This window comes from Actinophytocola sp. KF-1 (genome assembly GCF_054661535.1).
This window is the reverse complement of sequence record NZ_BAAFVK010000008.1, coordinates 191,027-216,121: the sequence shown is the minus strand read 5'-3', so window position 1 is coordinate 216,121 and position 25,095 is coordinate 191,027. Positions and strand designations below refer to the sequence as shown.

At 72.5% G+C, this 25,095-nt stretch carries 21 protein-coding genes; 10 read left to right on the top strand and 11 right to left on the bottom strand.

The window, feature by feature from the left end:
- The first annotated feature begins 34 nt into the window (after positions 1–34).
- From ACYQ77_RS24960 to ACYQ77_RS24950, 3 genes are all read left to right on the top strand, one after another.
- Positions 35–892 (top strand): SDR family oxidoreductase, encoded by an 858-nt coding sequence (locus tag ACYQ77_RS24960; protein WP_459715303.1) that lies wholly within the window; start codon positions 35–37, stop codon positions 890–892.
- A 10-nt stretch (positions 893–902) separates the two neighbouring features.
- Positions 903–1,469: a nucleotidyltransferase family protein gene (locus tag ACYQ77_RS24955; protein WP_459715301.1), complete on the top strand. Its 567-nt coding sequence runs from the start codon at positions 903–905 to the stop codon at positions 1,467–1,469.
- Positions 1,470–1,703: 234 nt separating this feature from the next.
- Complete coding sequence (locus tag ACYQ77_RS24950) at positions 1,704–1,883, top strand: hypothetical protein (RefSeq protein WP_459715299.1); 180 nt, start codon at positions 1,704–1,706, stop codon at positions 1,881–1,883.
- Between the two features lie 61 nt (positions 1,884–1,944).
- Here the strand turns inward: ACYQ77_RS24950 and ACYQ77_RS24945 are convergent, their stop codons facing one another.
- The gene (locus ACYQ77_RS24945) at positions 1,945–3,810 is read right to left on the bottom strand and encodes an ABC transporter ATP-binding protein (RefSeq protein ID WP_459715297.1); all 1,866 of its coding nucleotides are present in this window, start codon (positions 3,808–3,810) and stop codon (positions 1,945–1,947) included.
- Positions 3,811–3,913: 103 nt separating this feature from the next.
- Between ACYQ77_RS24945 and ACYQ77_RS24940 the strand changes: the two genes are divergently transcribed.
- Positions 3,914–5,239 carry a glycosyltransferase 87 family protein gene (locus ACYQ77_RS24940; protein WP_459715295.1) on the top strand — a complete coding sequence of 442 codons (1,326 nt, stop codon included), beginning with the start codon at positions 3,914–3,916 and terminating at the stop codon, positions 5,237–5,239.
- A gap of 5 nt (positions 5,240–5,244) precedes the next feature.
- On the opposite strand, the gene ACYQ77_RS24935 is transcribed toward ACYQ77_RS24940, so the two are convergent.
- The 3 genes from ACYQ77_RS24935 to ACYQ77_RS24925 all read right to left on the bottom strand — a co-directional run bounded on the left by ACYQ77_RS24935 (position 5,245) and on the right by ACYQ77_RS24925 (position 7,499).
- Positions 5,245–5,454, bottom strand: coding sequence for a helix-turn-helix domain-containing protein (locus tag ACYQ77_RS24935; protein WP_133909271.1), 210 nt, complete (start codon positions 5,452–5,454; stop codon positions 5,245–5,247).
- A 140-nt stretch (positions 5,455–5,594) separates the two neighbouring features.
- Positions 5,595–7,226, bottom strand: a complete 1,632-nt coding sequence (locus tag ACYQ77_RS24930) for an ABC-F family ATP-binding cassette domain-containing protein (protein ID WP_459715293.1) — start codon at positions 7,224–7,226, stop codon at positions 5,595–5,597.
- A gap of 132 nt (positions 7,227–7,358) precedes the next feature.
- On the bottom strand, positions 7,359–7,499 hold the full coding sequence (locus ACYQ77_RS24925) for a hypothetical protein (RefSeq protein WP_459715291.1): 141 nt from the start codon (positions 7,497–7,499) through the stop codon (positions 7,359–7,361).
- Positions 7,500–7,672: 173 nt separating this feature from the next.
- Here ACYQ77_RS24925 and ACYQ77_RS24920 point away from each other — a divergent pair, with 173 nt between their 5' ends.
- Positions 7,673–8,437: an SDR family oxidoreductase gene (locus tag ACYQ77_RS24920; protein ID WP_459715289.1), complete on the top strand. Its 765-nt coding sequence runs from the start codon at positions 7,673–7,675 to the stop codon at positions 8,435–8,437.
- On the opposite strand, the gene ACYQ77_RS24915 is transcribed toward ACYQ77_RS24920, so the two are convergent.
- The gene (locus ACYQ77_RS24915) at positions 8,434–8,916 is read right to left on the bottom strand and encodes an Lrp/AsnC family transcriptional regulator (RefSeq protein WP_459715286.1); all 483 of its coding nucleotides are present in this window, start codon (positions 8,914–8,916) and stop codon (positions 8,434–8,436) included. The genes ACYQ77_RS24920 and ACYQ77_RS24915 overlap by 4 nt on opposite strands.
- 142 nt (positions 8,917–9,058) lie before the next feature.
- On the opposite strand from ACYQ77_RS24915, the gene ACYQ77_RS24910 reads away from it, so the two are divergent.
- Complete coding sequence (locus ACYQ77_RS24910) at positions 9,059–10,042, top strand: Glu/Leu/Phe/Val dehydrogenase dimerization domain-containing protein (protein ID WP_459715284.1); 984 nt, start codon at positions 9,059–9,061, stop codon at positions 10,040–10,042.
- Here the strand turns inward: ACYQ77_RS24910 and ACYQ77_RS24905 are convergent.
- Positions 10,039–13,260 (bottom strand): hypothetical protein, encoded by a 3,222-nt coding sequence (locus ACYQ77_RS24905; protein WP_459715282.1) that lies wholly within the window; start codon positions 13,258–13,260, stop codon positions 10,039–10,041. The genes ACYQ77_RS24910 and ACYQ77_RS24905 overlap by 4 nt on opposite strands.
- Positions 13,261–13,600: 340 nt before the next feature.
- Positions 13,601–14,032, bottom strand: coding sequence for a type II toxin-antitoxin system Rv0910 family toxin (locus tag ACYQ77_RS24900; RefSeq protein WP_459715280.1), 432 nt, complete (start codon positions 14,030–14,032; stop codon positions 13,601–13,603).
- A 120-nt stretch (positions 14,033–14,152) separates the two neighbouring features.
- Here ACYQ77_RS24900 and ACYQ77_RS24895 point away from each other — a divergent pair, with 120 nt between their 5' ends.
- Entirely contained in the window at positions 14,153–15,043 is an 891-nt protein-coding gene (locus tag ACYQ77_RS24895) for a hypothetical protein (RefSeq protein ID WP_459715279.1), read from the top strand.
- A 58-nt stretch (positions 15,044–15,101) separates the two neighbouring features.
- Here the strand turns inward: ACYQ77_RS24895 and ACYQ77_RS24890 are convergent, their stop codons facing one another.
- Positions 15,102–17,846, bottom strand: coding sequence for a S8 family serine peptidase (locus ACYQ77_RS24890; RefSeq protein ID WP_459715277.1), 2,745 nt, complete (start codon positions 17,844–17,846; stop codon positions 15,102–15,104).
- 226 nt (positions 17,847–18,072) lie between these two features.
- Positions 18,073–19,638 (bottom strand): deoxyguanosinetriphosphate triphosphohydrolase family protein, encoded by a 1,566-nt coding sequence (locus tag ACYQ77_RS24885; protein WP_459715275.1) that lies wholly within the window; start codon positions 19,636–19,638, stop codon positions 18,073–18,075.
- A gap of 842 nt (positions 19,639–20,480) precedes the next feature.
- On the opposite strand from ACYQ77_RS24885, the gene ACYQ77_RS24880 reads away from it, so the two are divergent.
- Entirely contained in the window at positions 20,481–20,807 is a 327-nt protein-coding gene (locus tag ACYQ77_RS24880; RefSeq protein WP_459715273.1) for a hypothetical protein, read from the top strand.
- Between the two features lie 55 nt (positions 20,808–20,862).
- Complete coding sequence (locus ACYQ77_RS24875; RefSeq protein WP_459715272.1) at positions 20,863–21,261, top strand: MerR family transcriptional regulator; 399 nt, start codon at positions 20,863–20,865, stop codon at positions 21,259–21,261.
- Here the strand turns inward: ACYQ77_RS24875 and ACYQ77_RS24870 are convergent.
- Together ACYQ77_RS24870 and ACYQ77_RS24865 are read right to left on the bottom strand one after the other, a co-directional pair.
- Positions 21,231–21,887, bottom strand: a complete 657-nt coding sequence (locus tag ACYQ77_RS24870; protein WP_459715270.1) for a response regulator — start codon at positions 21,885–21,887, stop codon at positions 21,231–21,233. The two genes, ACYQ77_RS24875 and ACYQ77_RS24870, sit on opposite strands and share 31 nt — an antisense overlap.
- Positions 21,884–23,140, bottom strand: coding sequence for a sensor histidine kinase (locus ACYQ77_RS24865; RefSeq protein ID WP_459715268.1), 1,257 nt, complete (start codon positions 23,138–23,140; stop codon positions 21,884–21,886). The genes ACYQ77_RS24870 and ACYQ77_RS24865 overlap by 4 nt, the downstream gene beginning before the upstream one ends.
- A gap of 116 nt (positions 23,141–23,256) precedes the next feature.
- On the opposite strand from ACYQ77_RS24865, the gene ACYQ77_RS24860 reads away from it, so the two are divergent.
- Positions 23,257–25,050 carry a hypothetical protein gene (locus ACYQ77_RS24860; protein WP_459715267.1) on the top strand — a complete coding sequence of 598 codons (1,794 nt, stop codon included), beginning with the start codon at positions 23,257–23,259 and terminating at the stop codon, positions 25,048–25,050.
- Positions 25,051–25,095 lie beyond the last annotated feature (45 nt).

Sequence of the window (25,095 nt, the reverse complement as noted above, 5' to 3'; positions counted from 1 at the left end):
ATGCGTACGGTGTACCCACTTTTTTGGGAGTGTCATGAAGGTGTTGGTGACCGGCGCGACCGGTCATGTGGGGCGGCACGTCGTCACGCAGCTCGCCGAGGCGGGGCACGAGGTGCGGGCGATTACGAGGAACCCGGCGGGCGCGGCCTTCCCGCCGGGTGTCGAGGTGGTGCGCGGCGACCTCCTCGACCCGGCGTCGGTGCCGGTCGACGGCGTGGACCGGATGTACCTGTTCCCCGAGCCGAGGACCGCGACCGAGGTGGTGGCGCGGGCGAAGGCGGCCGGGGTGACCAGGATCGTGACGCTGTCGTCGGGCGCGGTGACGGGTGGCTTCGACACGGACTTCCAGCTGCCGGTCGAACAGGCCGTGGAGGCGTCGGGTCTGGCGTACACGCACCTGCGGCCGGGCGACTTCGCGTCGAACACGGAACGGTTGTGGGGCCCGATGATCCGCGCGGACCGGGTGGTGCGGTACGCGCAGCCGGACGCGCCGAGCCTGGCGATCCACGACGGCGACATCGCGGCGGTGGCCGTGGCCGCGCTGACCGAGGACGGGCACAGCGGGCGCTGGTACGACCTGACCGGGCCGGAGCTGCTGACGCGCCGCGAGCAGGTGGCCGCGATCGCGGGCGCGCTCGGCGAGGAGGTGCGGTTCGAGGAGGTCAGCGCGGCGGAGGCCAGGGCGATCCTCGAGCGGCAGGGCGGCTGGGCGGCGGAGAACGCGGGCTTCCTGCTGGGTTTCGAGGAGTACTCGGCCGGCGGCACGTCGTTCGACGACGTCGACTGGTCGGCGGCGCTCGTCCCGCTCCCCACCGTCGAGGAGGTGCTCGGCCGCCCCGCGCGGACGTACGCGGAATGGGCACGGGACCACGTGGCGGCGTTCCGGGCCTAGGCTTGCCGGTGTGACGGTTGCGGGATTGCTCCTGGCCGCGGGCGCCGGCCGGCGGTTCGGGATGCCGAAGGCGCTGGTGCGCCACGACGGGCGGTTGTTCGTCGAGCACGCGGCCGACGCGCTGCACGCGGGCGGGTGCGCACCCGTGGTGGTCGTGCTCGGCGCACTGGCCGCGGACGTCCGGAGCACCGCGGTGTTGTCCGGATCGTCCCTTGTGGACAACCCGGAGTGGGAGTCGGGCATGGGGTCGTCGTTGCGGACCGGCCTCGCGGCGCTCCCCCGGACCGACTGCGAGGCGGTCGTCGTGCTGCCGGTCGACACGCCGGGGGTGACCGCGGCAGCGGTGCGCCGGTTCGTCGGGCTCGCGTCCCCGTCCGTGCTGGCGCGCGCGACCTACGACGGCGTGCCCGGCCACCCGGTGCTGATCGGGCGCGACCGGTGGGCGGAGGTGTCGGCACTGGCGACCGGCGACGCGGGCGCGCGCCCGTACCTGGCCGCACACGAGGTGACGGCGGTGCCGTGCGAGGACGTGGCCACCGGCGCGGACGTCGACCGCCCGGAGGACCTGCTCACCTGACCGCACGCACACGCAGGCGGCCGTCGCCCACGATCCGGCCGGCCCGCGAACCGTGGGGTGTCACGTGGTCGCCGTCCGGACCGCGTGCCACGAGCGGGGCGCACCCGCGGACCAAGCCCTTGATCGCCCCACCTGTTCGCATTGTTCGGCTTCGACACCGACCCTGCTCGCCGGTCCCGGCGGCCACCGTCACGGCGGCGGCGCAGGGCCGAGGTCACGGCCACGCCGGCGCTCATGCTGATCTTCATCGGCATGCAGGCCATCCGGGGCCCACTCGCGAGCGGGAAGCTCGTCGCGTGGGGCCGCCGACCGTGGCGGCTCGCCCGGGTGCTCACCGCGATCAGCCCGCCGTGGATGAGTACCCGCGACTCGGTCAGTGGGGAACCGAGCGAGGCGAAGCCACCGCGAGGGTGACCAGCTCGGCTCGCCTGCCTGGTCCCCCTCGTAGCGCACCGCGGCCTGGCCGGGGCTCGGGTCAGGCCGCCGCCGGCTGGTTTGCGAACTGGGTGCGGTACAGCTCCGCGTAGCGGCCGCCCGCCGCCAGCAACGTGTCGTGGTCGCCGCGTTCGACGATGCGGCCCGCCTCCACCACCAGGATCTGGTCCGCGGCCCGGATGGTCGACAGGCGGTGCGCGATCACGATGGCCGTGCGGTCGGTCAGCGCGTCCGCCAGTGCCTCCTGCACCGCCACCTCCGACTCCGAGTCCAGGTGTGCGGTCGCCTCGTCCAGGATCACGACCCGCGGCGACGCCAGCAGCAGGCGTGCGATCGTCAGCCGCTGCCGCTCGCCGCCGGACAGCCGGTAGCCGCGCTCCCCCACCACCGTGTCGAGGCCGTCCGGCAGGCTGCGCACCAGGTCGTCCAGCCGGGCCCGCGCCAGCGCCGCCCAGAGGTCGTCCTCCGTCGCGGACGGCCTGGGGTACAACAGGTTCGCGCGGATGGTGTCGTGGAACAGGTGACCGTCCTGGGTCACGACGCCGACCGCGTCGCGGAGCGCGTCGAACGACAGGTCGCGGACGTCCACATCGGACAACCGGACGGTGCCGGACGACACGTCGTAGAGCCTGGGCACGAGCGACGCGATCGTCGACTTGCCCGCCCCCGACGACCCGACCAGCGCCACCATCTCCCCCGCCTCGGCGCGGAACGACACCCCGTGCAGCACCTCCTCGCCACCCCGCTTGTCGAGCACCGCCACCTCCTCGAGCGACGCCAGCGACACCTGCTCCGGCGACGGGTACGCGAAGTGCACGTCGTCGAACTCCACCGACACGCCACCGGCGGGCACCGTCGTCGGCGACGGCTTCTCGGCGATCATCGGCTTCAGGTCCAGCACCTCGAAGACGCGCTCGAACGACACCAGCGCCGTCATCACGTCCACGCGCACGTTCGCGAGCGCGGTCAGCGGCGTGTACAGCCTCGTGAGCAGCAGCGCGAGCGCCACGACCGTGCCCGGGTCCAGCGCACCCGTGATCGCCAGGTACCCGCCGAGCCCGTACACCAGCGCCTGCGCGAGCGCCGACACCAGCGTCAGGCTCGTCATGAACCAGCGGGTCAGCATCGCCGAGCGCACCCCGATGTCGCGCACCCGCGCCGCGCGCCCGGAGAACTCCTCCAGCTCCGCGCGCGGGTGCCCGAACAGCTTCACGAGCGTCGCGCCCGGCGCCGAGAACCGCTCGGTCATCTGCGTGGTCATCGACGCGTTCAGCGTGGCCGACTCGCGCTGCAGGTCCGCCATCCGCTTGCCCATCCGGCGCGCGGGCAGCACGAAGATCGGTAACAGGACCAGCGCCAGCAGCGTCACCTGCCACGACAGCGTCAGCATCACGCCGACCGACAGCACCAGCTGGATCACGTTGGTCACGAGCCCGGCGAGCGTCGACGTGAACGCCCGCTGCGCGCCCATCACGTCGTTGTTGAGCCGCGACACCAGCGCACCCGTCCTCGTCCGGGTGAAGAACGCCACCGGCATCCGCTGCACGTGCCCGAACACCGCGCGCCGCAGGTCGTAGATCAGTCCCTCACCGATGCGCGACGACTGCCACCGCTCGGCCAGCCCCAGCCCGGCGTCCGCCACCGCCACACCCGCGATCGCCACCGCGAGCCACACCACCACCGACACCGCGCCGCCGCCCACGATGGCGTTCACGACCTCGCCCGCGAGCAGCGGCGTGCTCACGGCGAGCACCGCCGAGATCATCGTCAGCAGCAGGAACACCACCAGCTTGCCCCGGTGCGGTCCCGCGAACGCGTAGACGCGGCGGATCGTGCCCTTCTTCAGCCCCTTCGGCGCGTCCTTCGCGTGCATGGCGCCACGCATCAGCATCCAGCTGTTCTCCACGTGCACCCCTCCTCTGCCCGATCTCGGCAACGCCGGTGGTGGTCGGCGCCTTCCCGGTTACCCGGAGAGCGAACACGTGGACACGGCCCGATAGCCTGCCCGCGTGGAGCGGACCGGTCGACGAGCGTTGCGTCTCGACCTGTTCTTCTACGGTGTCAGCCTGCTCTTCGCCGCCGGCAACGCGATGTTCTCCGAGTTCTACGGCTATCGCGTGTGGGGCAACTTCGCCACGGCAGGTTATCTCCTGGCACTGACAATTTCGGTCGCGCAGCTCGTGACCAGCACGAAGGTCGCCTGGCTGGCGTCGCGCTGGACACCCGTGGTGGTCGCGGGGCTGCTCGCCGGGGTCGTGCCGCTGTTCGTGCTGGTCTTCCGCCGCGACCCCGGGTTCGTGTGGGGGAACTGGCCGTGGTCGTTCCCGGCGCAGCCCGAGGTGTGGGTCGTCGAGCGGTCCGCGAGCCTGCTGCTGGAGCACGGCACGCCGTACCCGGACCTCGGGCTGCTGGGCAGGCCGCCGCACCCCGACGACTACACGCCCTACGGCCCGGCCATGACGTTCTTCGGCCTGCCGCGCGCGTTGTTCGGCGACGGGGCGCTGACCGACTCGCGGATCGCGTTCGCGGTCGTCACCGTGCTCGTCGTCGCGCTGGCGTGGCAGGTGATGGGCAGGCCGCGGGTGCCGGTGCTCGCGGCGCAGCTCGCCGCGGTCAGCCCGCTCACGCTGCTGACGGTGGTGGTGGCGGGCGACGACATCCCGGTGATCGCCCTGATCGTGCTCGGTGCGGCGCTGGCGTTCCGTGCTGCCCCGGTCTGGGCAGGCGTCACCCTGGCCGTGGTCATCAACATGAAGCTCACGGCCCTGCCCGCGCTCGCCGTGGTCGCCGTCGCGATCTTCGCCGCGCGCGGCGGGCGAGCGTTGTTGATCTTCTTTGGTACAGTGTTGATCACGAGCGCGGTGCTGGTGATCCCGGTGCTGTCGGTCGACCCCCAGTCGTTCGTCGAGCACGTGGTCCTCTACCCGGCCGGGCTCGGCGAGGCCGGTTCACCCGCCGCGAGCCCGCTGCCAGGACATCTGATCGCGCAGCTCGGCCCGGTCGGGCACGCGGTGTCCCTCGCACTGCTCGCGCTGGCCGCCGGTGCCATCGCGGTGTGGCTGGTGATCCGGCCGCCACGCGACCCCGCGGACGTCATGCTGCGCACCGCGGTGGGCCTCGGGACGGCGATCACCCTCGCACCGGCCACACGCTGGGGTTATCTCGTGTACCCACTGGCGATGTCCGGCGCGATGCTCGGCTTCGCCGCCGCGCGAGAGGAGGGGACCAGGACGCCTGCGGGCCCGACCGGCGAAAACACCAGGCCCCCAGCAGGAGACCCCGACACTGACGACGATCCGATCGCGAGCCCCGACACCCGCGGCATCCAAGCGTGACCCGGTTACTTCTTCTTCGTTCGCGTTGCGCCACCCCGGCCGCGCAACGTCACCCCGGATTCTGACAGGACGCGGTGCACGAAACCGTACGACCGCCCCGTCGACTCGGCCAGGGCACGAATGCTGGCACCCTTCTCGTACTTCTTCTTGAGGTCGGCTGCCAGTTTGTCGCGCGTACTGCCGGTGATCCGCGCGCCCTTCTTCAGATCAGCCACGTCGTCCGCCTTCCGTAGCGTGTCACGGAGGTTTAGTGGAACACCTGCCGTGGCAATGATCGAACACGAGCGCGCGGAATGCCAGGCGAGATCGAAAATACCTATGAAATCGCTCACGCCTCACCGGGATGGCGCAATGGTCAGGCCAGCTGGACCAGTTCCAGATAGTCCGCTGACCAGTGATCTTCCGTGCCGTCGGGCAGCAGGATCACTCGTTCGGGCTCCAGCGCCTCGACCGCGCCCGGGTCGTGTGTGACGAGCACAACTGCGCCGGTATATCCCCGCAAAGCCTCCAAAACCCGCTCGCGGGACGCCGGGTCGAGGTTGTTCGTCGGCTCGTCGAGCAGCAGCACGTTGGCGGCACTGGACACCAGGCCCGCCAGCGCGAGCCTGGTCTTCTCGCCACCGGACAGCGTGCCCGCGGGCTGCTCGAGCTGCTCGCCGGTGAACAGGAACGTGCCGAGCAGCGACCGGAGCTGCTGCTCCGGCGTGTCCGGCGCGGCGTGGCGGACGTTCTCCCACACCGACGCGCTGTGGTCGAGCGTCTCGTGTTCCTGGGCGTAGTAGCCGATGCGCAGCCCGTGGCCGGGCACGACCTCGCCCGCGTCGGCCTCCTCCATGCCGCCGAGCAGCCGCAGCAACGTGGTCTTGCCCGCGCCGTTGAGGCCGAGCACGACCACGCGGGAGCCGCGGTCGATCGCGAGGTCGACCCCGGAGAAGATCTCGAGCGAGCCGTAGGACTTCGACAGGCCCTCCGCCTGGAGCGGGGTCTTGCCGCACGGCGCGGGCTCGGGGAAGCGGATCCGCGCGACCTTGTCGGCCTGCCGGACCTCGTCCAGCCCGGACAGCAGCCGCTCCGCGCGCTTCATCATGTTCTGCGCGGCGACCGCCTTGGTGGCCTTCGCGCGCATCTTGTCGGCCTGCGCCTGCAGCGCGCCCGCCTTCTTCTCGGCGTTGGCGCGTTCGCGGCGGCGGCGCTTCTCGTCGGCGGCGCGGGCGTCGAGGTACCGCTGCCACGTCATGTTGTAGACGTCGACCTCGCCGCGCATGGCGTCGAGGAACCACACCTTGTTGACCACGTCGGCGAGCAGCTCGACGTCGTGGCTGATCACGACGAGCCCGCCGTTGTGCGCCTTGAGGAAGCCGCGCAGCCAGTTGATCGAGTCGGCGTCGAGGTGGTTGGTCGGCTCGTCGAGCAGCAGCGTGGTGCCGGAGCCGCCGCTGCCCGCGCCCGCCTCGGCGGCGGCGAACAGGATGCGGGCCAGCTCGACGCGGCGGCGCTGACCACCGGACAGCGTGCCGACCTGCTGAGCGAGCACGCGGTCGGGCAGGCCGAGGTTCGCGCAGATCCGCGCGGCCTCGCTCTCCGCCGCGTAGCCACCGAGCGCGGCGAAACGCTCCTCGAGGCGGCCGTAGCGGCGGACGGCCTTGTCGCGGACGTTGTCGTCGGCGTGCTCGGACATGGCCGACTGCGCCTTCTCCATCTCGCGCAGCAGCTCGTCGAGACCACGCGCGGACAGCACGCGGTCCTTGGCGGTGATGGACAGGTTGCCCTCGCGCGGGTCCTGCGGCAGGTAGCCGATCTCACCCGATCGGCGCAGCTCGCCTGCGTAGGGCTCGCCTTCGCCCGCGAGGACGCGCAGTGAGGTGGTCTTGCCCGCGCCGTTGCGGCCGACGAGACCGATGCGGTCGCCGGGCTGGACACGCAGCGTGGCGTCGGAGAGCAGGATGCGGGTGCCGGCACGCAGTTCGAGGTCGGTTGCGGTGATCATGGTTTGCGAAGCTCCGGGAGGTTGGTCATGGGCAGGCCTCGTCTGCCCGCCGGCCGTGACCGGCGAGCCCGCCCGCCACCTAGGCCGTACGGATCACCACGACCCCGACTATACGTGCCGCCGCCAACCGGTTTACCGCCCGGCCGCGAGGACGCCGGGGTCGTCGCCGTGCAGTGGTGTCCCCTCCGACGGGACCGTGCCGAACCGCGGCTTGCCGCGTCCGCGCTTGTCGAAGGTGACCGCGACGGAGCGCCAGCGGACCGGAACCCGCATGTCGGGCGTGGGCCGACGGTGGGTGAACAGCTCCACCACCCCCGGCCGCACCGCGACAACAGCGATCCCGGCACCAGCTCCACCGGTTCGTCCACCGGCAGATCCTGTCAGATTCGCCGCACCTGGCGGCGCGGGTCTCGCGCACTAAGCGCCCGCTTAGCTAAGGTCTGGCCATGACACCGGACTTCAAGGGAAAGGTCGCGCTGGTCACGGGTGCCAGCCGCGGCATCGGGCACGCCATCGCCGTCGAGCTCGCCCGTGGTGGCGCCGCCGTCACCATCTCCTCGCGCAAGGCCGACCAGATCGCGGCCGCGGCCGACGAGCTGCGCGGGCTCGTGCCGGACGCGCGGGTGCTGGCGGTGCCCGCGAACACCGGCAACGACGACGACCGGGCCGAGGTCGTGCGCCGCACGGTCGAGGAGTTCGGCTCGCTCGACGTGCTGATCAACAACACCGGCATCAACCCGACCTACGGCCCGCTCGCCGACGCCGACCTCGGCGCGGTGCGCAAGCTGTTCGACGTCAACGTGGTCGGCGCGCTCGGGTACGTGCAGCTCGCGCTGAAGGCGTGGATGGCGGAGCACGGCGGGTCGATCGTGAACATCGCGTCGGTCGCGGGCCTGCGGTCCTCCGGGGTCATCGCCGCGTACGGCGCGTCGAAGGCCGCGCTGATCCGGCTCACCGAGGAGCTGGCGTGGCAGCTCGGCCCGAAGGTGCGGGTCAACGCGGTCGCCCCCGCGGTGGTGAAGACGAAGTTCGCCGAGGCCCTGTACAGCGCGGACGAGGAGGCGGCGGCCGCGCGGTACCCGATGCGGCGGCTCGGCGACCCGGCCGACGTGGCGCAGCTGGTCGCGTTCCTCGCGTCCGACCAGGCGTCGTGGATCACCGGCGAGACCGTCCGCGTCGACGGCGGGATGCTCGCGACCGGGTCGCTCTAGGGACCGGGGGTCTGGGGGGCGCTCCCCGGAAGTTGCGACAGCACCGTGTTCACCTGGTGCCGGTAGACGATCGACGTGCGGAAGCCGACGATCTCGCGGCGGCTGGTGAGGCGGTCGACGAGGAACGCGTGCAGGGCGTCGATGTCCTGCGCGGCGACGTGGATGATGAAGTCGTCGCTGCCGGCCAGGGTGAACACCGAGAGCACCTCCGGCAGCGCGGCGACCGAGTTCTGGAAGGACTCGATCACCCGCCGCGACAGCGGCCGCACCTGTGCCGCGACCAGTGCCTGGACGCCCCGGTTGAGCGCCTTGAGGTCGATGTCCGCGTGGTAGCCGCGGATCACGCCGCGCTGGCGCAGCAGCCGGGTGCGTTCCAGGCAGGTCGACGGCGCGATGCCGACCTTGCGCGCGATGTCCTGGTTGGGTTGCCGCGCGTCCTCCTGCAGCTCCCGGATGATCGCCGAATCCACTTCGTCCATGCCCCCATTCTGCCCCGCTCCGCCGAATATCCTTCGGCGTTGCTCCGCGCTGCCTCCCGATCTGCCTAGCGTTCTCGGTACCGGTTTCGCGTTTGTTCGGCAGGAGGACGTGATGGTCGAATCGTGGGAGCACGCTGAGGTCGTGACCAGGCTCGGTCGGCGCTCGGGGGTGCCGGTCACCGTGGCGGTGCACTCGCGGACGCTCGGGCCCGCGGCGGGCGGGATCCGGCTGAAGCAGTACCCGACGTGGCAGGACGGCCAGCTCGACGCGCTGCGGCTGGCGAAGGGCATGACGTACAAGAACGCCGTGGCGGGCGTGCCGTTCGGTGGGGGGAAGAGCGTGATCGCGGTCCCGTCGTCGACGCCGATCACGCCGTCACTGCGCGCGGACGCGCTCGCCGACCTCGGTGAGCTGATCGCGTCGTTCGACGGGTCGTACCTGGCGGGGCCGGACATCGGGACCACGTCGGAGGACATGCTGTACCTGCGGGAGTTCACCGACCACGTGTTCTGCCTGCCGGAGTCGGCGGGCGGCACCGGTTCGTCGAGCGGCCCGACCGCCGCGGGCGTGCTGGCCGCGCTGCGGGCGGGGGCCACGGCCGTGTTCGGGTCGCCGTCGGTGGCGGGCAGACGGGTCGCGGTGGTCGGCATGGGCTCGGTGGGGTCGCTGCTCGCCCGCGCGCTGGCGGACGAGGGCGCGACGGTGCTCGCCGCGGACGTCGACGCCGCGCGCTGCGCCGGGTACGAGCAGGCGCCGGTGGCGTACGACCTGCCCGTGGACGTGCTGGTCCCGGCCGCTGTGGGCGGGGTCGTCGACACGTCGGTGCGGGCGCCGCTGGTCGTCGGCCCGGCGAACAACCAGCTGCCCCACGACGAGGTGGCCGCGACCCTGTCCGGCGCGGGGGTCACGTGGATCCCGGACTTCGTGGCGAGCGCCGGTGGCGTGATCTACACCCTCACCCGCGAGGCGGAGGGCCTCGACCACGACGCCGCCATGACCCGGGTCGCGGCCATCGGGGACACGGTCGCGACCCTGCTCACCCGCGCCGCCGAGGCGGGAACGACCCCGCTGGCGGAGGCGCTCCGGCTGGCCGAACAGCGCCTGGGCGCGGCGGCGCTGGTCTAGTCGCGCCGGGCGAGGAGCCGCTCGAACTCCGTCACGACGGTGCGGAGCACCTCCCGGTCCGCCGAGATGTCCGGCAGGGCGAGCTCCCACCGGCCCGCCAGCAGCAGGTCCCTGACCTCGGCTTCGGAGCGGGCTGCCCGCGGCCTGTCCCCGTGCGCTTCCCCCAGCACCCCCGCAGGCCACGGCGCATGTCCCACCCAGGGCGGCGAGCCGACGTCCGAGATGAAGTGCAGGTCGACGTGGGCGGGCACCGAGCGGGTGATCCGCTCGACCCGCTCCTCGTCGCCCTGGTGCCGGAACGACTGGACGACCGCCGCCAGGCTCGACTCCCAGTTCGGGTGCCGCGCGAGTTCCGGGCAGTACGACACCGCCTGGTCGGCCAGCCGGTCCGCCAGGTCCCCGTCGCCCGCCGCGCGCGCGGACCCGGCGAGCTCCGCGAGGGTCTGGGCCCGCAACCCCAGTTCGAGCCCCCGCGCGAGGCGGATGGCGCGGGCCAGGTCGCCGGCGTCGGCGAGCATGAGCGACAGCCGCGCCGTCACCTTGTCGTCGGACCGTCGCCGGGCGAGTTCCTCGGCGACGTCGTACTGACCCGCCGCGACACGGCCGGCGACGAGCACGACGGTGACCTCCCGCCGCACGTCCGGCGCGACGATCGGCGCGGCCACCGCCGCGGCTCGCCGGAACCGGCCCGCCGCGACGAGGGCCCGCACGACGTCGAGGCGCGCCAGGTCGCGCTGGTAGTCGCCGACGATGGCCGCCAGCACCGTCTCGGCGCGGTCGAACTCCCCTGCCTCGGCCAGCGTGCGGGCGAGGGACCGGGCCTGCGTGTCCTCGTGGTCGGTCACCCCCTGCGAGCGGGCGATGGCCTCGGTCTCCGCCGCGAGGCGGATCGCGTCCGCCTCCCTGCCCGCGGCCACCATCGTCTTCGCCAACCGGGCGTACGCGGCCGCCTTGCGCGGCTGCTCCTCGATGGACGACGCGATCCGCACGGCGTCGTCGAGTTCGTCCCGCTCCGCCGCGACGACGGCGATGGCGGTCAGCAGGTTCGCGCGCCAGCCGTCGCTCGTGGACTCGGCGGCCTCCTCGGCCGCGCGGAGCCACCGCCGGACGTCCTCGGGCGCGGCCGCCGCCGCGAGGTGGGCGTACCCCTCCGCCCGCAGTTCGATCCTGTGCACGGCCTCCGTGAGGGCGGTGGCGGCGGCGACGTCGCCCGCCCGGGCGACCACCCGCACCAGCGACATGGCCTGGGATTCCCGCTGGAAGTCCCCTGCCACCGTGTTGTTCAACCGCCGCGCCTCGGTCACGGCCGCCATGGCACGGTCCTGCTCCCCGGCGGCGAGCCACGCCTCGGCGAGCGCGCAGTGGGCGGCCACGGCCTGCCCGGTGTCCTCGATGGCGGCGGCCACCTCCTCGGCGCGCTCGGGCAGGCCGGCTGCCAGCAAGGCGGCCACCAGGCTCGGCGTCGCCTCCCGCAGTGCGCGCCCGCCGCCCGCCGCCTCGTACCGCGCGAACGCCTCGGCCACGTCGCCGACGGCGACCAGGGCCCGCAGGTGCGCCGCGAGAGCCCGCCCCGACCGCCCGGGAGCGGTCGTCGCGACGAGCCGCGCGGCCGGGGCCATCAGCGACACCGCGGCTGCCCGGTCCCGCTCGGCAACGCACGCGACGATCTCGGCGATCCCGGCGAGGCGGGCGGCCGGTTCGGTGATCGAGTCGACCAGTTCCCTGGCCCGCGCCAGATCACCGGCGCGTGCGGCCGTGCCCGCGACCGCGACGAGTGCCTGGGCCTGCTCTTCCTTGCCGTACAGCATTCTCGCCATGGACTCGGCGCGGACGGTGTGGCCGAGCGCGGCCCACACCGCGGGGAGGTCCGGCGGCATGGTGCCGTTGCGGTACTCCAGACGGTCGCGGTGCACCGCGTACCGGGCGGTCATCACCAGGGCGGGCTGGTCGTGCCGCTCGGCCAGCACGTTGCGGACGATGTCGAGTTCGGTCAGCGCGGGGAGGTCGCCGCCCGCGACCTCGGACATGCGGTCGTGCCGGTCCGGGTCGGCGGTCAGCGCGACCATGCGTTCGAGGTCGCCGGTCGCGACCAGCATCCGGAAGTAGCCGCGCAGCAGGTACTCGGGGGTGTCCGGGGGCCAGCCCGCGGCGCGGTGGCGGTCCGCCCACGCGTGCAGGCGTTCGCGGTGGCGGGCCAGGCATGTGCCGCCCAGGTGCTCGCGCGCGGTGACCTGCAGCTCTTCGTGGCCCAGCAGGTACACGTCGGGGCGGCGGCCGGGTTGCCAGCGGCTCGGCCGGACGTCGAACGAGCGGGCCGCGACCGTGCGGAGGAGCCTGCGGACGGTCCCCGCGGTCGAGTCGGTCAGCTCGGCGAGGTCGGCGGCGCTCAGGCCACCGGCGGCGGCGACGGTCAGGCCGAGCAGGTCCTGTTCGGCCGGGGAGCCGTCGAGCAGCCGGGCCAGCTCGAGCTCCATGTCGTCCTGGATGACCCGGGCGGCCGAGGACTGCGCGAGCGGCCGGACGATGCCGGGATCGCGGAGCGGGTGACCGGGCCGGACGTCGGCGGGCAGCGGCGGGTTGGGGCGGCCGGAGACGATGACCCGCATGCCGTCGGGCGGCTGCGCGGGCAGCAGTGCCGCGATGCTGTGCGACAGTGCCGACCCACCGCCCGGCCGCCACCCCCGGTCCTCGTCCAGCCCGTCGACCAGCAGCACGAGGCGCTCACCGCGGGTGCGGCAGCGCTCCGCCGCGTCGGCGAGCAGGCCCCGGAAGTGGAGCTCGCGGCCCGCCTCACCCAGCGCGAGCGGCGCGGGCGCGTCGAGCAGCTCGGCGAGCTGTTCCACGACGACGTCGAGGAACGCGCCGCGGTGGTCCTGGTCGCCGTACCGGGCGGTGACGAAGAACGACACGATCCGCGTGTTCACCGGCGGGTGCAGCACGAACCACGACATCAGGGCCGACTTGCCGACCCACTTCGCGCCTCGCACCCACAGGTACGCGTGGTCTGCCGCCGCCGAGGTGCAGAACTCCTCGAGGACGGCCAGTTCTGCTTCCCGTCCGACGAGTGCCGCCGGGGCGATCTCGCGCACCTGCTCCCGGTAGCGCGAGCGGGCCGGGCCCGCGCCGTGGAGGTGGAGGTGGCCGATGTCCCGTGCCTGCACGACGTTGTGCGCGGACCCGCCGTCGACGACGTTGTGCACCCCCGGCCCTTCGGACATCTGCCCATTGTGCCGGGGCTACCGGCACCGCGATGGGCACTCTGCCCGTTGGGGCGGTGTCAGCGACTCCAGGGCCCGTCGCCACCCGGGCCGCCGAAGCCGTCCTGTGGGGCGCCGGGGTGACCTGTGGTGGCGGGGCGGCGGGCTGAGGGGTGGCGGCCTGCTCGGCCCGCGGTGCGGGATCCTCCTGCGCGGGCCGAGCCCCGGTGACCATCGCCTCCGCGGCGGCGGGTTCCCAAGGCACGGTCGGCTCCGCGGTCTGTTCGCCGGGCGCGGTCGGCTGGTCCGGTGTGTCGGTCATGCCGCCAGGATGCGCGTCAAGTCCGTGCGCCCCGGTGAATCACCGGACGAGGTTCGCGAGCGCCGCCACGGACCGGTGGACGTCCGCGCGGACCGCGCGCCCGATCGCCATCCCCACCGGGCCGAAGACCGGGCGGCCGGTGACCTCCGCGTCGATGGTCACCGTCGAGCCGGCGCCCGACTCCCGGATGGACAGTGCCAGTGCGACCCGCACCCCGCCGACGCCGCGGCCCTTGATCCGCAACCCCGACGGCGGGGTGTACGACTCGACCAGCCAGCTGACCCGGTTGCGCAGCCCCATCACCTTGACCACCGAGGTGAGCGACGTGCCCCGCCCGATCTCGCCAGGCAGCTCGCCGCGCCAGCCGTCGTGCAGGGTCATCCACTCGTCGAAGCGGGTCAGGTCGGAGGCCACCGCCCACGTGCGGGACGGCGAGGCCGGGACGGTGGCTGTCGCGTTGACCTTGGGCACGTCGGAGAGCCTATGCCCCATCGGCCCGGTGCGCTGCCCTCATGGGCGCCCGAGTGCCGTACCGCGGCCCCGCGTTTTCCCAAGACTGGGAGGCAACACCGCAGAGAGAGGTACGCGACCATGGCCGCCCCCAAGATCAAGCAGTTGTTCTTCCAGACCGAGGGAGAGGGCTTCGCCCACGAGCACGGTGAGGCGAACTCCGCCGAGAAGATCTACGTCTACCTCGAGCTCGAGAACGACGACCACAACGAGACCGGGCCGTTCAACGTCACGTTCACGGCGGGCGGGCAGTTCGTCAGCGGTGCGACGCACCAGAGCATGTACGGCGGCTCGACCGACGAGGAGTGGTTCACGGCGGGCCCGCTGGAGGAGGGCCAGCACGAGCTGAAGCTCCTGCTGGAGTCCGAGGACCCGGCGGGTTTCGCCTGGGACGAGCCCGCGGTCGAGGCGAGCCTGTGGGTCACCGTGGTCCCCGCCCGCCGCAGCGCCATCCCGGACGACTCCGAGCACACCCGCGACTGGGCGTACGTGAACATCATCATCAACGCCGACAACTTCCTCGAGAAGCCGTTGCGGGGCGGTCGTTTCTACGCCCGCATCACCGACGCCGAGGGCAAGACCGCCGCGCACGACGGTGACGTCGACGAGGGCATCCTCGCCATCCCCGGCGTGTGGGCGCCGAAGAAGGACGCGACGCTCACCCTGTACGTCGACGCGCTGCACGGCGACGAGTACATGCGGCTCGAGGGTTCCGGCGACTTCGCGGTCGCGGGCGACGCGGTGAAGTTCCGCGCCACGCAGGGGTTCCAGGACATCACGGTGTCCGCGAAGGACTCCGACACGGCCGCGCACAAGGCGGGTGTCAAGGGCACGGCCGGGCTCGACTGGAAGATCGTCAAGGTCGGCGGCGAGTACGCGTCGGAGGACTCGGAGAGCCACACCAGCGAGCACAGCCAGCAGTGGACGATCCGCGTCCCGAAGGAGAACCTGAAGCTCAACCAGTTGCACTAGCGCGAAAAGCGGCCGCCCGCCGGGACGAACCCGGCGGGCGGCCGACGAAAACCCGACCCTACGGCCGCACGTACCCGTTGAGGTGCAACGAGACCGCGCGGAGCGAACCGGTGTCGGCGTTCGCGGCGTCCTGCACCTTGAACGTCCACGTGCCGTCGGCAGGCGCGCCGATCAGCGCGTCGATCGACGAGGCCGGCCGCCACGTCCCGGTGAACGGCGCGGTGCCGGACGTCACCGACGAGAACGGGTTCGCGGCGGCGTCGCTGAACACGACCTGGCACATGTTGTTGCCGCTGCTGCCGTTGCGGCTGAACAGCGTCGCCGTCCGGCCGCTCGGCGAGGTCAGCGTGCCGACCAGGTCACCGACGTAGGTGTGGTCGATGCCCACGGTCGTGGCGCCTTCCACGGAGCTGCACGTCGTGCCGTCCACCGACAGCGAGATCTTCGACGCGCGGCCGAAGCCGCTCACCGGGATCTGCACCGTCGCCCCGAGCGTGCTGTTGTCGGGGATCGCGATCGGGGCGCCCGAGTACGCGAACGTCACCGACTCGTCCGACGGCTGCCCGACGGGCACCGCGAACGTCGACGTCCTCGGCGAGAACACGCCGGCGAACGTCACCCGGGTGGCGAACTGGATCGGCACACCGACCTCGTGCGTGGCGGGCACGGTGATCGTGTAGTCCTTCACCACGGTCTCGCCGCGCGGGATCGTGCCGTAGGACTGGGCGCGCGGCGTCACGGTCACGCCCGGGGTGGACGTGGTGAGCACGACGCTCGTCGACACCGCGGTGCCGTCACCGATGTTGGTCACCGGCAGGGACACCGTCGCCGTGTCGCCCGGCTGCAGGAACTCGCTGCCGGTGCTCGGCGTCACCTTCGGCGTCTCCGCGACCGCGAGCGGCTGCGGGCTGGCGCCGGTGTAGGCGAGCACGCGGTCGGCGAGCAGCACGCCGTGGCCGCTGCGGCCGTCGACGCCCGGCTCGGCGATGTCGATCGCCGTGCGGGTCAGCGCCTCCCGCACCTCCGCCGGGTCGATGCCCGGGTTGCCGGAGAGCACGAGACCCGCGATGGCCGCCGCGTGCGGGGCCGCCGCCGAGGTGCCGTAGAACCGGTTGAAGCCGCTCACGCTGGTGACGACGCCGTCCGCGGCGGTGATGTCCGGCTTCTGCCGCACCTCGCCGCCGGTCGAGCTGAAGTTGCCCGGGGTGATCGGCGTGCCGTCCGCCTCGAAGAAGACCTTGCGGGGACCGTCCGAGGAGAACCGTTCCAGCCGCGAGTTCGAGTCGTACGAGCCCGGGTACGGACCGGCCGGGTTGGCCGGGTCGCCGGGCACGAGGACACCGGACCACGCCACGGCCGCCGGGGCGGCCGCGGTCGAGAACGCGCCGCGCGCGGCCGAGTGGCCCCACGAGACACCCGGGGTGGCGAACGCCTTCAGCGTGCCCTGGTTGACGTAGCGGCCGCGCAGCACGGTCACCGACAGGTACCGGTCGGCGCCCGCGAACTTGACCACCGCGACCCGCAGGTTCGAGCCGGCAGGCACGTCGACGCGCTCGTAGGCGTCCTGCGTGCCGGTCTGGTAGTTCTGGCTCGCCGCGACCACGTTGCCCGCCGAGTCCACGAGGTACAGGTCGTAGTCGTTGTTCGACGCGCCGACCGGGTCGGCCCAGTTCAGGATGACCGGGCGGCCGGCCGCGGCCGTGAACGGGTCGAGGATCTGCGTGCCGGGACCGGGGTCGAAGTCGTGGGCGTAGCCCGCCATCTTGCCGATGACCTGGCCGGAGTTGACGTAGTCACCCTCCCAGTGACCCGCGGTGCCGTCGACGGTGTTGCCCTCGTTGCCCGCGGACGAGAAGTACAGCGCGCCGTCCGCGATCACGTCGTTCACGGCCTGGGCGATGATCCAGTCCTGGAAACGGGCTTCCTTGAAGTAGATGATGTCGTCGACGATGATGTCGCAGCCCGCGTCGAAGCGGAGCTTGCGGATGTTGTCCGCGAAGCTCGCGTCGCTGCGGAACGCCGTGGCGAAGCCGAGTTCGGCGTTCGGCGCGACGTCGTGGATGATCTCGAGCATCGCGGTGCCCTCGTCACCGGAGCCCGCCTCGCCCGGCAGCACGTCCACGGCGGGCAGTTCGCCGCGGGCCTGCGAGGCCGCGAGCGAGGAGACGCCGTCGGACAGTGCGCAGATCTTCACGCCGATGCCGGTGACCCCGATGTCGGCGCGCGCGGTGTCCGCGTTGTGCGCGCGGTCGCCCTCGCTGTCGAGCGTGCCGGCGCGGGTGGACAGGGCGGCGCGGGTCTCCTTCTCGATCCGCGCGTCACGCTCGGCCTTGGTCTCGGGCTTGCGGCCCTCGTCCGGGGAGAGCTCGCGGGCGGTCATGTAGCCGCCCGCTTCCTCGACGCGCTTCACGTCGGGCAGCGCGGCGATCGAGTTGACGGCCGACAGCGGCACGTCGGCCCGGATCGAGCCGTACCGCGCCGAGGTGACCTTGACCTCGGCGCCCTTCGCCGCGAGTGCCTTCAGCAGGCCGTCGCTGACGCGGGCGCGGATGTCGACGGACACCTTGCCCTTGGCGTTCGTGTCGACGTCGTTCTGGAGCAGCGGCACGGCGGCGCTCGCCGTCCTGGCGCTGTTCAACCGCTGCTGCAACACCAGCTGTGAGTCCACTTTGGCCTCAGCGGGCGACTGGCTCTTCTTGATGGCCTGGAGCGCGGCGATCTGGTTCGCCGCCCTCTTCTCGGCCGAGATCTGCTGGTCCTCGCGCGGCGGTGCGGCCACCGCGGGGGTTGCGAGTCCCACCACGGCCAGCAGACACGCCGCGGTGGTGAGAAGGACTCGGGATCTTCGTGATGCGTGTGCAGGTGAACGCACGGATGTCCTCCGCGATTGCTCGGCCGTGCCCCGACTCACGACTGCCAGTGCCGGTGCCCCCGGCCGGACCAAACGTATGGTCAGAAGCTTTCCGACACAGCGGCCATTCGGCGCAACCACACAGCGTGTGTGTTAACAGTTGCCGTCTGTCAGCGACTCACAGGACGAAGGCGTCGGACCAGGGCTGTGCGCTGCGTCCGGAGAGGGCGTCGAGCAGTGTCGCGGCCTGACTGTCCGTGAGGGACGCGACGAAATCGATCACAGCGCGTCCTCTTGCCAGTTCGAGGATTCCGAGTTCGCCGTGCGGCGGCTCCCCCGTCGCGCCGACCAAAGTGGACATATCGGTCCTGGCGAGCGCGCGGTACTCGGTGAGTGCCAGGTCGACGAGGTCGCCGAGCCGCCGTGGCAGCCGGTTGGCCTCGTGCCGGTCGGACAGCCACTGTTCCAGCGCCTCCACCAGCGACGTCAGCATCGCGGCCTGACCTCGTTGGTGCAGCGCCAGATCGGGGCGCAGCAGGACGAACCTGCGGTGGACGAACTTCAGCACCTGCACCTCGTGCCACTGTGCCGGTGCGAGCATGACGTGCCCGGAGCGGGTGGGCGGGTCCATCACGACGGTCATGCCGTCGACGAGCCGGACGGTCCACACCGACGAGAAGCGCGCGACCGCCTGTTCCGCCTCGACCGAACCGTCGAACGGGGTGTCGAGCATGCCGTCGACCAGCTCGGCCCGCACCCGCGCCACGGCGGCGACGAACGCGTCGTCGTCGACCACCCACGCGTCGCGGCGGTGCATGCGGCGGCGGAGCTGTTCGAGCGAGTACCCGGGGCGCCGGGCCTGCGCGGCGAGCGTCTCGTCGTCCAGCGCGGCGAGCTCGAGCGCGTTGGTCAGCCAGTGGCCGAGCTCGGCGGCGACCGGCGCGTGCTGCAGGACGCCGATGCGGTGGAAGTCCTCGAGGTCGTGGATGGCGTAGGCGATGTCGTCGGCGGTGTCCATGACGGAGGCCTCGACGGTCTGCTGCCAGCTCGCGAGCCGGCCCGCGAACGCGGCGCGGGACTGCGCCATGTCGTCCAGCTCGGTGACGTAGACGGAGAACTTGCTCGACCCGGTGCCCGGCTCGCCCGCGGGCTCGGACGCCCCGCGCGGCGGCGAGGACATGTGCCTCGGGTGCGGGTCGGGGTGGGTGAGGCGCGTCCACGGGTACTTCAGCATGGCGGCGCGCACCGCGGCGGTGAGGTCGAGGCCCACGGCGCTCGGCCCGCCGGTGTCGGTGGTGGTCACGATCCGCAGGCTCTGCGCGTTGCCCTCGAACCCGTCGGGGAGGCTGAAGCGGTGCCGCGCCAGCCGGTCGAGCACCTGCTCGCCGAGGTGCCCGAACGGCGGGTGCCCGAGGTCGTGGGCGAGGGCGGCGGCCTCGGCGACGTCCGGGTCGCAGCCACCCAGCTTGTCGATCACCGGGGCGAACACCGGGTCGGCGCTGAGCCGTTCCGCGATGGCGCGGGCCACCTGGGCGACCTTGAGGCTGTGGGTCAGGCGGTTGTGGAGCAGGCCGGAGCCGGAGGCGCTGACGACCTGCGTCACGCCGCCGAGGCGCGCGAAGAACGGGGACGCGACGATGCGGTCGCGGTCGACCCGGTACGGGCTCGCTGCCAGGTCGCCGGACTCGGGCCCCGCATGGCGCTCGGAGCGGCGCGCCTCCCTGTGGTCGACCTGATCAGCCATGCGGATGACCTTAGCTCGGGCGCTGGGGTCCGTTGTCAGGCCGCCTTGAGTTGTCCACAGGTGCCGTGGTTGTCCACAGCTCGCCGCTGCGGGCCGTTTTTGTCGGTGGGCACCGGTAGACTGGACAGCGGGGTGCCCCCGGGAGTGGTGGGGGCTGCCCGCATGTACGGGGGGGACTGTTTTCGCAGGTCAGAGGCTTTTGTGCCCCGCGGCTGGGGTGTCGGAGCCTGATCGAGGTCGGTGGTCGGTGGTGACCTCGCGGGCGTTGTGTGGTCGGGGGCTGCTTTCCTCCGGGGCTTCGCCGGACGGGCAGGTCCGGGATGGCGCGGGTTTGGTCTCGGGCTGGGTTGACCAGGACTGGTCTGCGCCTGCGTGGGGTGATGGGCTTGGCCCGCTTCGCGGGGTCGCGACGCGCAACGCCCGGCGTGCTGGGATCGATTTCGCCAGGAGTAATGCGGCTCCGCCGAGAGCGATGGGGGCCTGGTCAGCGGTGTTTCGCTCGGTGTGGCTCGTTGGGCCCGGGCTGGCTTGTGGTTGACCTTGCTGTGGGTTTTCCCTCCGGGGGGTCCTCGCCGGACGGGCTGGTCTCCGGGATGGCGGCGGGTCTTGCACGGGGTTGGGTTGGCAGGGACTGGTGTCCGTGGCTGCCTGCCATCCCGTCGACCTCCCGGCGGGAGGTCGACGGGATGGCAGGCAGGCAGTTCTTGTGGGGTGGGGCTTGCGCCCTTTCTGTGCTCACACCATCGAGTGGGGTGGTCGGGGGTGCGGCGTGTCAGCTGGTTCTGGCCTGCGTGGCTCGTGTACCGGTTGTGGGTGCCGCCTGTTCCGGAGGATGGTCGCCCATGAACTCGCCCGTCCAGCTCCTTGCCACGAAGATCCGGCAGGTCTTTCCCGATCGCGACCCGGTCGAGGTGCAGCGGGTGCTCGACGGGTACGCCGGGCAGGAACGCGCGCGGGTCCAGCTCGCGATCGTGAAGCTCTGCGACGAGGACGGCGTCGACAAGTTGCGGCACTACGTCGACACCGCGTGCCAGGACTACCGGGACGTGCTCGCGTGGGCCGAGTATCCGCAGCAGATGCGGCCCGACTGGTTCTCATTGTCGGTGACCGAGCGTGCGAAGGTCGTGAAAGCCGATCGGCAGCAGCACGCTCGGTGGTTGGCGAGGTAGCGGGCGTCGGCGGTTGCGCCGGAACGCCGTGCCGTCGGCGCCTAGAATCGGGCCCATGCGCTACTCACCTGGCCAGGTCGCCGAGCAGACCGGGTTCAGCCTGGACACCCTGCGCTACTACGAGCGGATCGGCCTGCTGGACGGCATCGAGCGCAACTCGGGCGGGCAGCGGGTGTTCACCGACGACGACGTCGCGTGGCTGCGGATCCTGCGCTGCCTGCGGGACACCGGCATGCCGATCCAGCGGATGGTGCGGTACGCGGAGCTGGCGCGCGGCGGTGACGAGACCGTGGCGGAGCGGCTCGAGGTGCTGCGCGAGCACGACCGCGACATCGACGAGAAGATCGCGCACCTGCTGCTGGAACAGGAGCACATCCGCGCGAAGATCGCCTACTACCAGCGGGAACTGGACGAGCGGATCGCTCAGCCGGGCGTGACGAACCCGGTCTCGTAGGCGAGGATCACCGCCTGGGTGCGGTCGCGCGCACCCAGTTTCGCGAGCACGTTGCCCACGTGCGTCTTCACCGTCTGCACGCTGACGAACAACCGCTCCGAGATCTCCACATTGGACAGGCCGGTCGCCATCAGGCGCAGCACCTCGGCCTCGCGGTCGGTGAGCCCGGCGTGCGCCAGCCCGCTCGCGCGACCGCCGCCGTGTGCCGCGGCGAGTGCCCGGATCGCGGACGGGAACAGCAGCGACTCCCCGCTCACCACCATGCGGATGGCCCGCACGATGTCCTCCGGGCGGGTGCGCTTGAGCAGGAACCCGTTGGCGCCTGCCCGCAGCGCGTCGTAGACGTAGTCGTCGTTCTCGAACGTCGTGACCACGAGGATCTTCGGTGGCTCGCCGACGGTCTCCAGGATGTGCTTGCTCGCCTGGATGCCGTCGACGGCCGGCATGCGGACGTCCATCAGCACGACGTCCGGCCGGAGCTTCACGACGAGCGGCAGCACCTCGGCGCCGTCACCGGCCTCGCCGACGACGGTCAGGTCGGGCTCGGCGTTGATGATCGCCCGCAGCCCGGCCCTGATCAGCTCCTCGTCGTCGACGAGCAACACCGTCGTCTTGCCGTCCGTCATTCCCGCACCGTCCTCAGTGGAATCCGCACCTGCACCCGCCAGCGGCCCCCTTCGGGCCCGGCGGTCATCTGTCCACGGAGGACGGTGACGCGCTCGCGCATGCCGGACAGGCCGTGCCCGCCGCCCGTCCTCGTCCTCGTCCTGCCGTGCTCGTCGATCGGGTTGGAGAGGTCCAGCTCGAACCGGTCCCCCGCGGCGGCGAGCCGCAGCCGGACCGGCACCTTGCCCGCGTGCCGCAGCACGTTCGTGAGTCCTTCCTGGACGATCCGGTACGCCTCGCGGGACACCGCGGACGGCACGCCGTCGAGCGCGCCCTCCACCGTGGACTCGACGGTGACCCCGGCGATCCTGGTCTGCTCCAGCAGGGCGGGCAGGTTCGCGAGGGTCCACTGTGGATCACCGGTGCCTGCCTCCTCGCGGAGCAGCCCGAGCACGTGGTCGAGGTCGGCGAGCGCGGCGCGGGCGGACTCCTCGATGGCCGACAGCGCGGTGCGGGCGAACGCGGGATCGGAGTCAAGGACCCGGCCCGCGGCGCTGGCCTGGATGGTGACGACGGAGAGCGCGTGCCCGACGGAGTCGTGCAGCTCGCGGGCGAGCCGGTTGCGCTCGGCGAGCCGTTCGGTGCGCTGCTCGAGTTCGGCGAGCAGCTCGGCGGCGGGCGGTCCCAGCAGGAACGGCGCGGCACGGGTGGCCAGGACCGCCGACCCGACGACCATGTGCACGAGCAGGAGGAACGCGGCCAGACCGGCGATGGGCACCCACGCGCCCGCCCACCCGCGCGGGGTGGCGACGGTGAACCCGAGCGCGTCGATCTGCCCGGTGAACGGCGCGAAGAAGGTGAGCACGACGGTCGGCGGCACGGTGAGCGTGAGCACCGACAGGATCCCGCCGACGACGAGGTGCAACACGAACCACCCGGCGAACCGCGCCCGCGACTCCCACGAGCGGCTGCCCGTGGTGGCCTGCTCCGGCACCCCGTCCCCGAGCAGTTCGCGAGCGGCGGTGCCTTCGATCACCCGCACCGCGGGGATGAGCGACATCAGCCCCATCACCCCGACGACGAGGACCAGCGACAACGCGACGACCAGCGTGGTCTCGTCCTGGAAGGCGGCGGGCATCAGCGACGGGAGGACCATGCCCGCGATCAGCATGAACGGGACCAGCACGGCGCCGCCCAGGATCAGGTACACCCATCGCCGGTAGGTCGACGGGCGGATCACCGGGCCAAGCACGAGGTCGAGAACGGCCGCCACACCTCGATCCTGGCAGACCCGGCGGGCGGCGGCCCTCCCCCACAGGACCGGCGAAGATCACTCCGAGGAGGGAGCGGGAGGACTACGCTGCAGACGGCCCCCGAACGAGGACGAGGATGACTGACGAGCAGGACGGGTCCCGGCGCCCACCGGTGGACGGCCCCACGGTGATGGGCCCGTCGACCGGCCACCTCCACGGTCCCGCACCGGAAGAGCCGACACTCCCGGCCACACCGGACAAACCCCCCACGACAGCCGAAGAACCCACGCGCCCCGGCAGCGCGACCGACGAGCCCACACTCGCCGAGACGACGCCGACCGCCCCGGACGGTCCCAGGGACGCCACCCCCGTCGACGAACCCACCCTCCGCGACCCTGCGGCCGCGCGCACCACACCACCGCCGACCTTCCCCGACGACCCGACCCCGATCGACGACACCGCCGCCGACCCCACGACCGGCACCACCCCGCCCCGCCCCGCCGACCCAACCGTGGCGACCTCGATCGACACCACCCCGGCCGAACGCACAGCCCGCAACCCCTTCCCCAACGGCCCGACGGTAGCGACCCCGATCGACGACACCACCCCCGCCAACCCCACGACCGGCACCACCCCGCCCCTCCCCAACGGCCCAACCGTGGCGACCCCGATCGACGACACCACTCCGGCCGAACGCACAGCCCGCAACCCCTTCCCCGACGACCCCACCGTCGCGACCCCCACCGACAACACCACCCTCGCCAACCCCACGACCGGCACCACTCCGACCTTCCCCGACGGCCCAACCGTGGCGACCCCCACCCCCGCCAACCCCACAGCCCGCAACCCCTTCCCCGACGACCCCACTGTCGCCACCCCCATCGACGAGACCACCATCGCCGGGCCGACCGTCGCCGCACCGGCGTCGACCTGGCCGTACGGCCCGACGATGAACATCCCGGTCGAGGGCCGTCCCGACGAGCCGACCGCCGCCGTCGTCGACGAGTCGCCCACCACCACCGGGCCCACGGTCGCGAGCTGGCCCCTCGACGAACTCCTCCCGCCGCCCACCGAGCTGGTGTGGCGCCCCGACACCCGCGCGCCCCCGCCCCCGCGCCGCCGACCGGCCTACTACATCGCCCTCGGCGCGGCCGTCGTGCTCGTCGTCGCGTTGGTGGCGGCCGCCGCGCTCGCGACCGTCGTGCGGCCGGCCCGCACCGTGGCGGGCACCGCGCAGCCTGCGCAGGCCATCCCCGAGATCACCGCCCCCAGCAGCGAGCCGCCGCCCACCACCGCGACGACCGCCCCGCCGCGGGAGGGGCCTGCCGACCACCCGCTGTCCACCTCGACCGCCCGCATGGCCGACGCCACCTGCGCGCTCCCCCGCTTCGACCTGCCCGACGAGAGCCAGGCCGCGTTCTACGCCGCCGCCAAGACCTGCGCCGACGACGCCTGGCGCGGGGTCCTCGCCGACGCGGGTCTCGAGGGCGGCGTCGAGGTCGTCACGGTCACGAGCCCGGTGCCGACCACCTCGTGCGGGGAGATCACCCCGGACAGCCCGGCGACGCAGTGCGACGGCACCGTCTACATGACCCCCGCGTACCTGCGGGACACCGAGCGGAACGGCCGCTACCCGGGCCGCTACTTCGGGGTGTTCCTCCGCGAGTACGCCCGTGCGCTCCAGTTCACGACCGGTCTCGCGGAGCTGGCGGCGGACGTGGACGGCGCCGACGAGCGGCTCGCGCGGCAGGCCACCTGCATGGCGGGCATCGCGAGCGGCGCCATGGCGAACCGCGGTGCGGTGGACGCCAACATCACCGGCGAGATCGCCGACCGGCTGTCCGGTGTGGACGCCCCACCGGACGCGAAGGCCTGGCTGGACAAGGGTTTCCAGGCCCGCACCCTCGACGCCTGCAACACCTGGACATGAAAGAGCCGCGCGGGCTGTCACCCGCGCGGCTCCGGCAAACCTACC

Excerpts from the sequence above, each read along its gene's own strand:
- ACYQ77_RS24875 (WP_459715272.1), top strand. The coding sequence starts at position 20,863 with ATGCGCTACTCACCTGGCCAGGTCGCCGAGCAGACCGGGTTCAGCCTG.
- ACYQ77_RS24880 (WP_459715273.1), top strand. The coding sequence starts at position 20,481 with ATGAACTCGCCCGTCCAGCTCCTTGCCACGAAGATCCGGCAGGTCTTT.
- ACYQ77_RS24905 (WP_459715282.1), bottom strand. The coding sequence starts at position 13,260 with ATGTCCGAAGGGCCGGGGGTGCACAACGTCGTCGACGGCGGGTCCGCG.
- ACYQ77_RS24895 (WP_459715279.1), top strand. The coding sequence starts at position 14,153 with ATGGCCGCCCCCAAGATCAAGCAGTTGTTCTTCCAGACCGAGGGAGAG.
- ACYQ77_RS24860 (WP_459715267.1), top strand. The coding sequence starts at position 23,257 with ATGACTGACGAGCAGGACGGGTCCCGGCGCCCACCGGTGGACGGCCCC.
- ACYQ77_RS24930 (WP_459715293.1), bottom strand. The coding sequence starts at position 7,226 with ATGATCACCGCAACCGACCTCGAACTGCGTGCCGGCACCCGCATCCTG.
- ACYQ77_RS24885 (WP_459715275.1), bottom strand. The coding sequence starts at position 19,638 with ATGGCTGATCAGGTCGACCACAGGGAGGCGCGCCGCTCCGAGCGCCAT.
- ACYQ77_RS24950 (WP_459715299.1), top strand. The coding sequence starts at position 1,704 with ATGCTGATCTTCATCGGCATGCAGGCCATCCGGGGCCCACTCGCGAGC.
- ACYQ77_RS24870 (WP_459715270.1), bottom strand. The coding sequence starts at position 21,887 with ATGACGGACGGCAAGACGACGGTGTTGCTCGTCGACGACGAGGAGCTG.
- ACYQ77_RS24920 (WP_459715289.1), top strand. The coding sequence starts at position 7,673 with ATGACACCGGACTTCAAGGGAAAGGTCGCGCTGGTCACGGGTGCCAGC.
- ACYQ77_RS24915 (WP_459715286.1), bottom strand. The coding sequence starts at position 8,916 with ATGGACGAAGTGGATTCGGCGATCATCCGGGAGCTGCAGGAGGACGCG.
- ACYQ77_RS24925 (WP_459715291.1), bottom strand. The coding sequence starts at position 7,499 with ATGCGGGTTCCGGTCCGCTGGCGCTCCGTCGCGGTCACCTTCGACAAG.
- ACYQ77_RS24960 (WP_459715303.1), top strand. The coding sequence starts at position 35 with ATGAAGGTGTTGGTGACCGGCGCGACCGGTCATGTGGGGCGGCACGTC.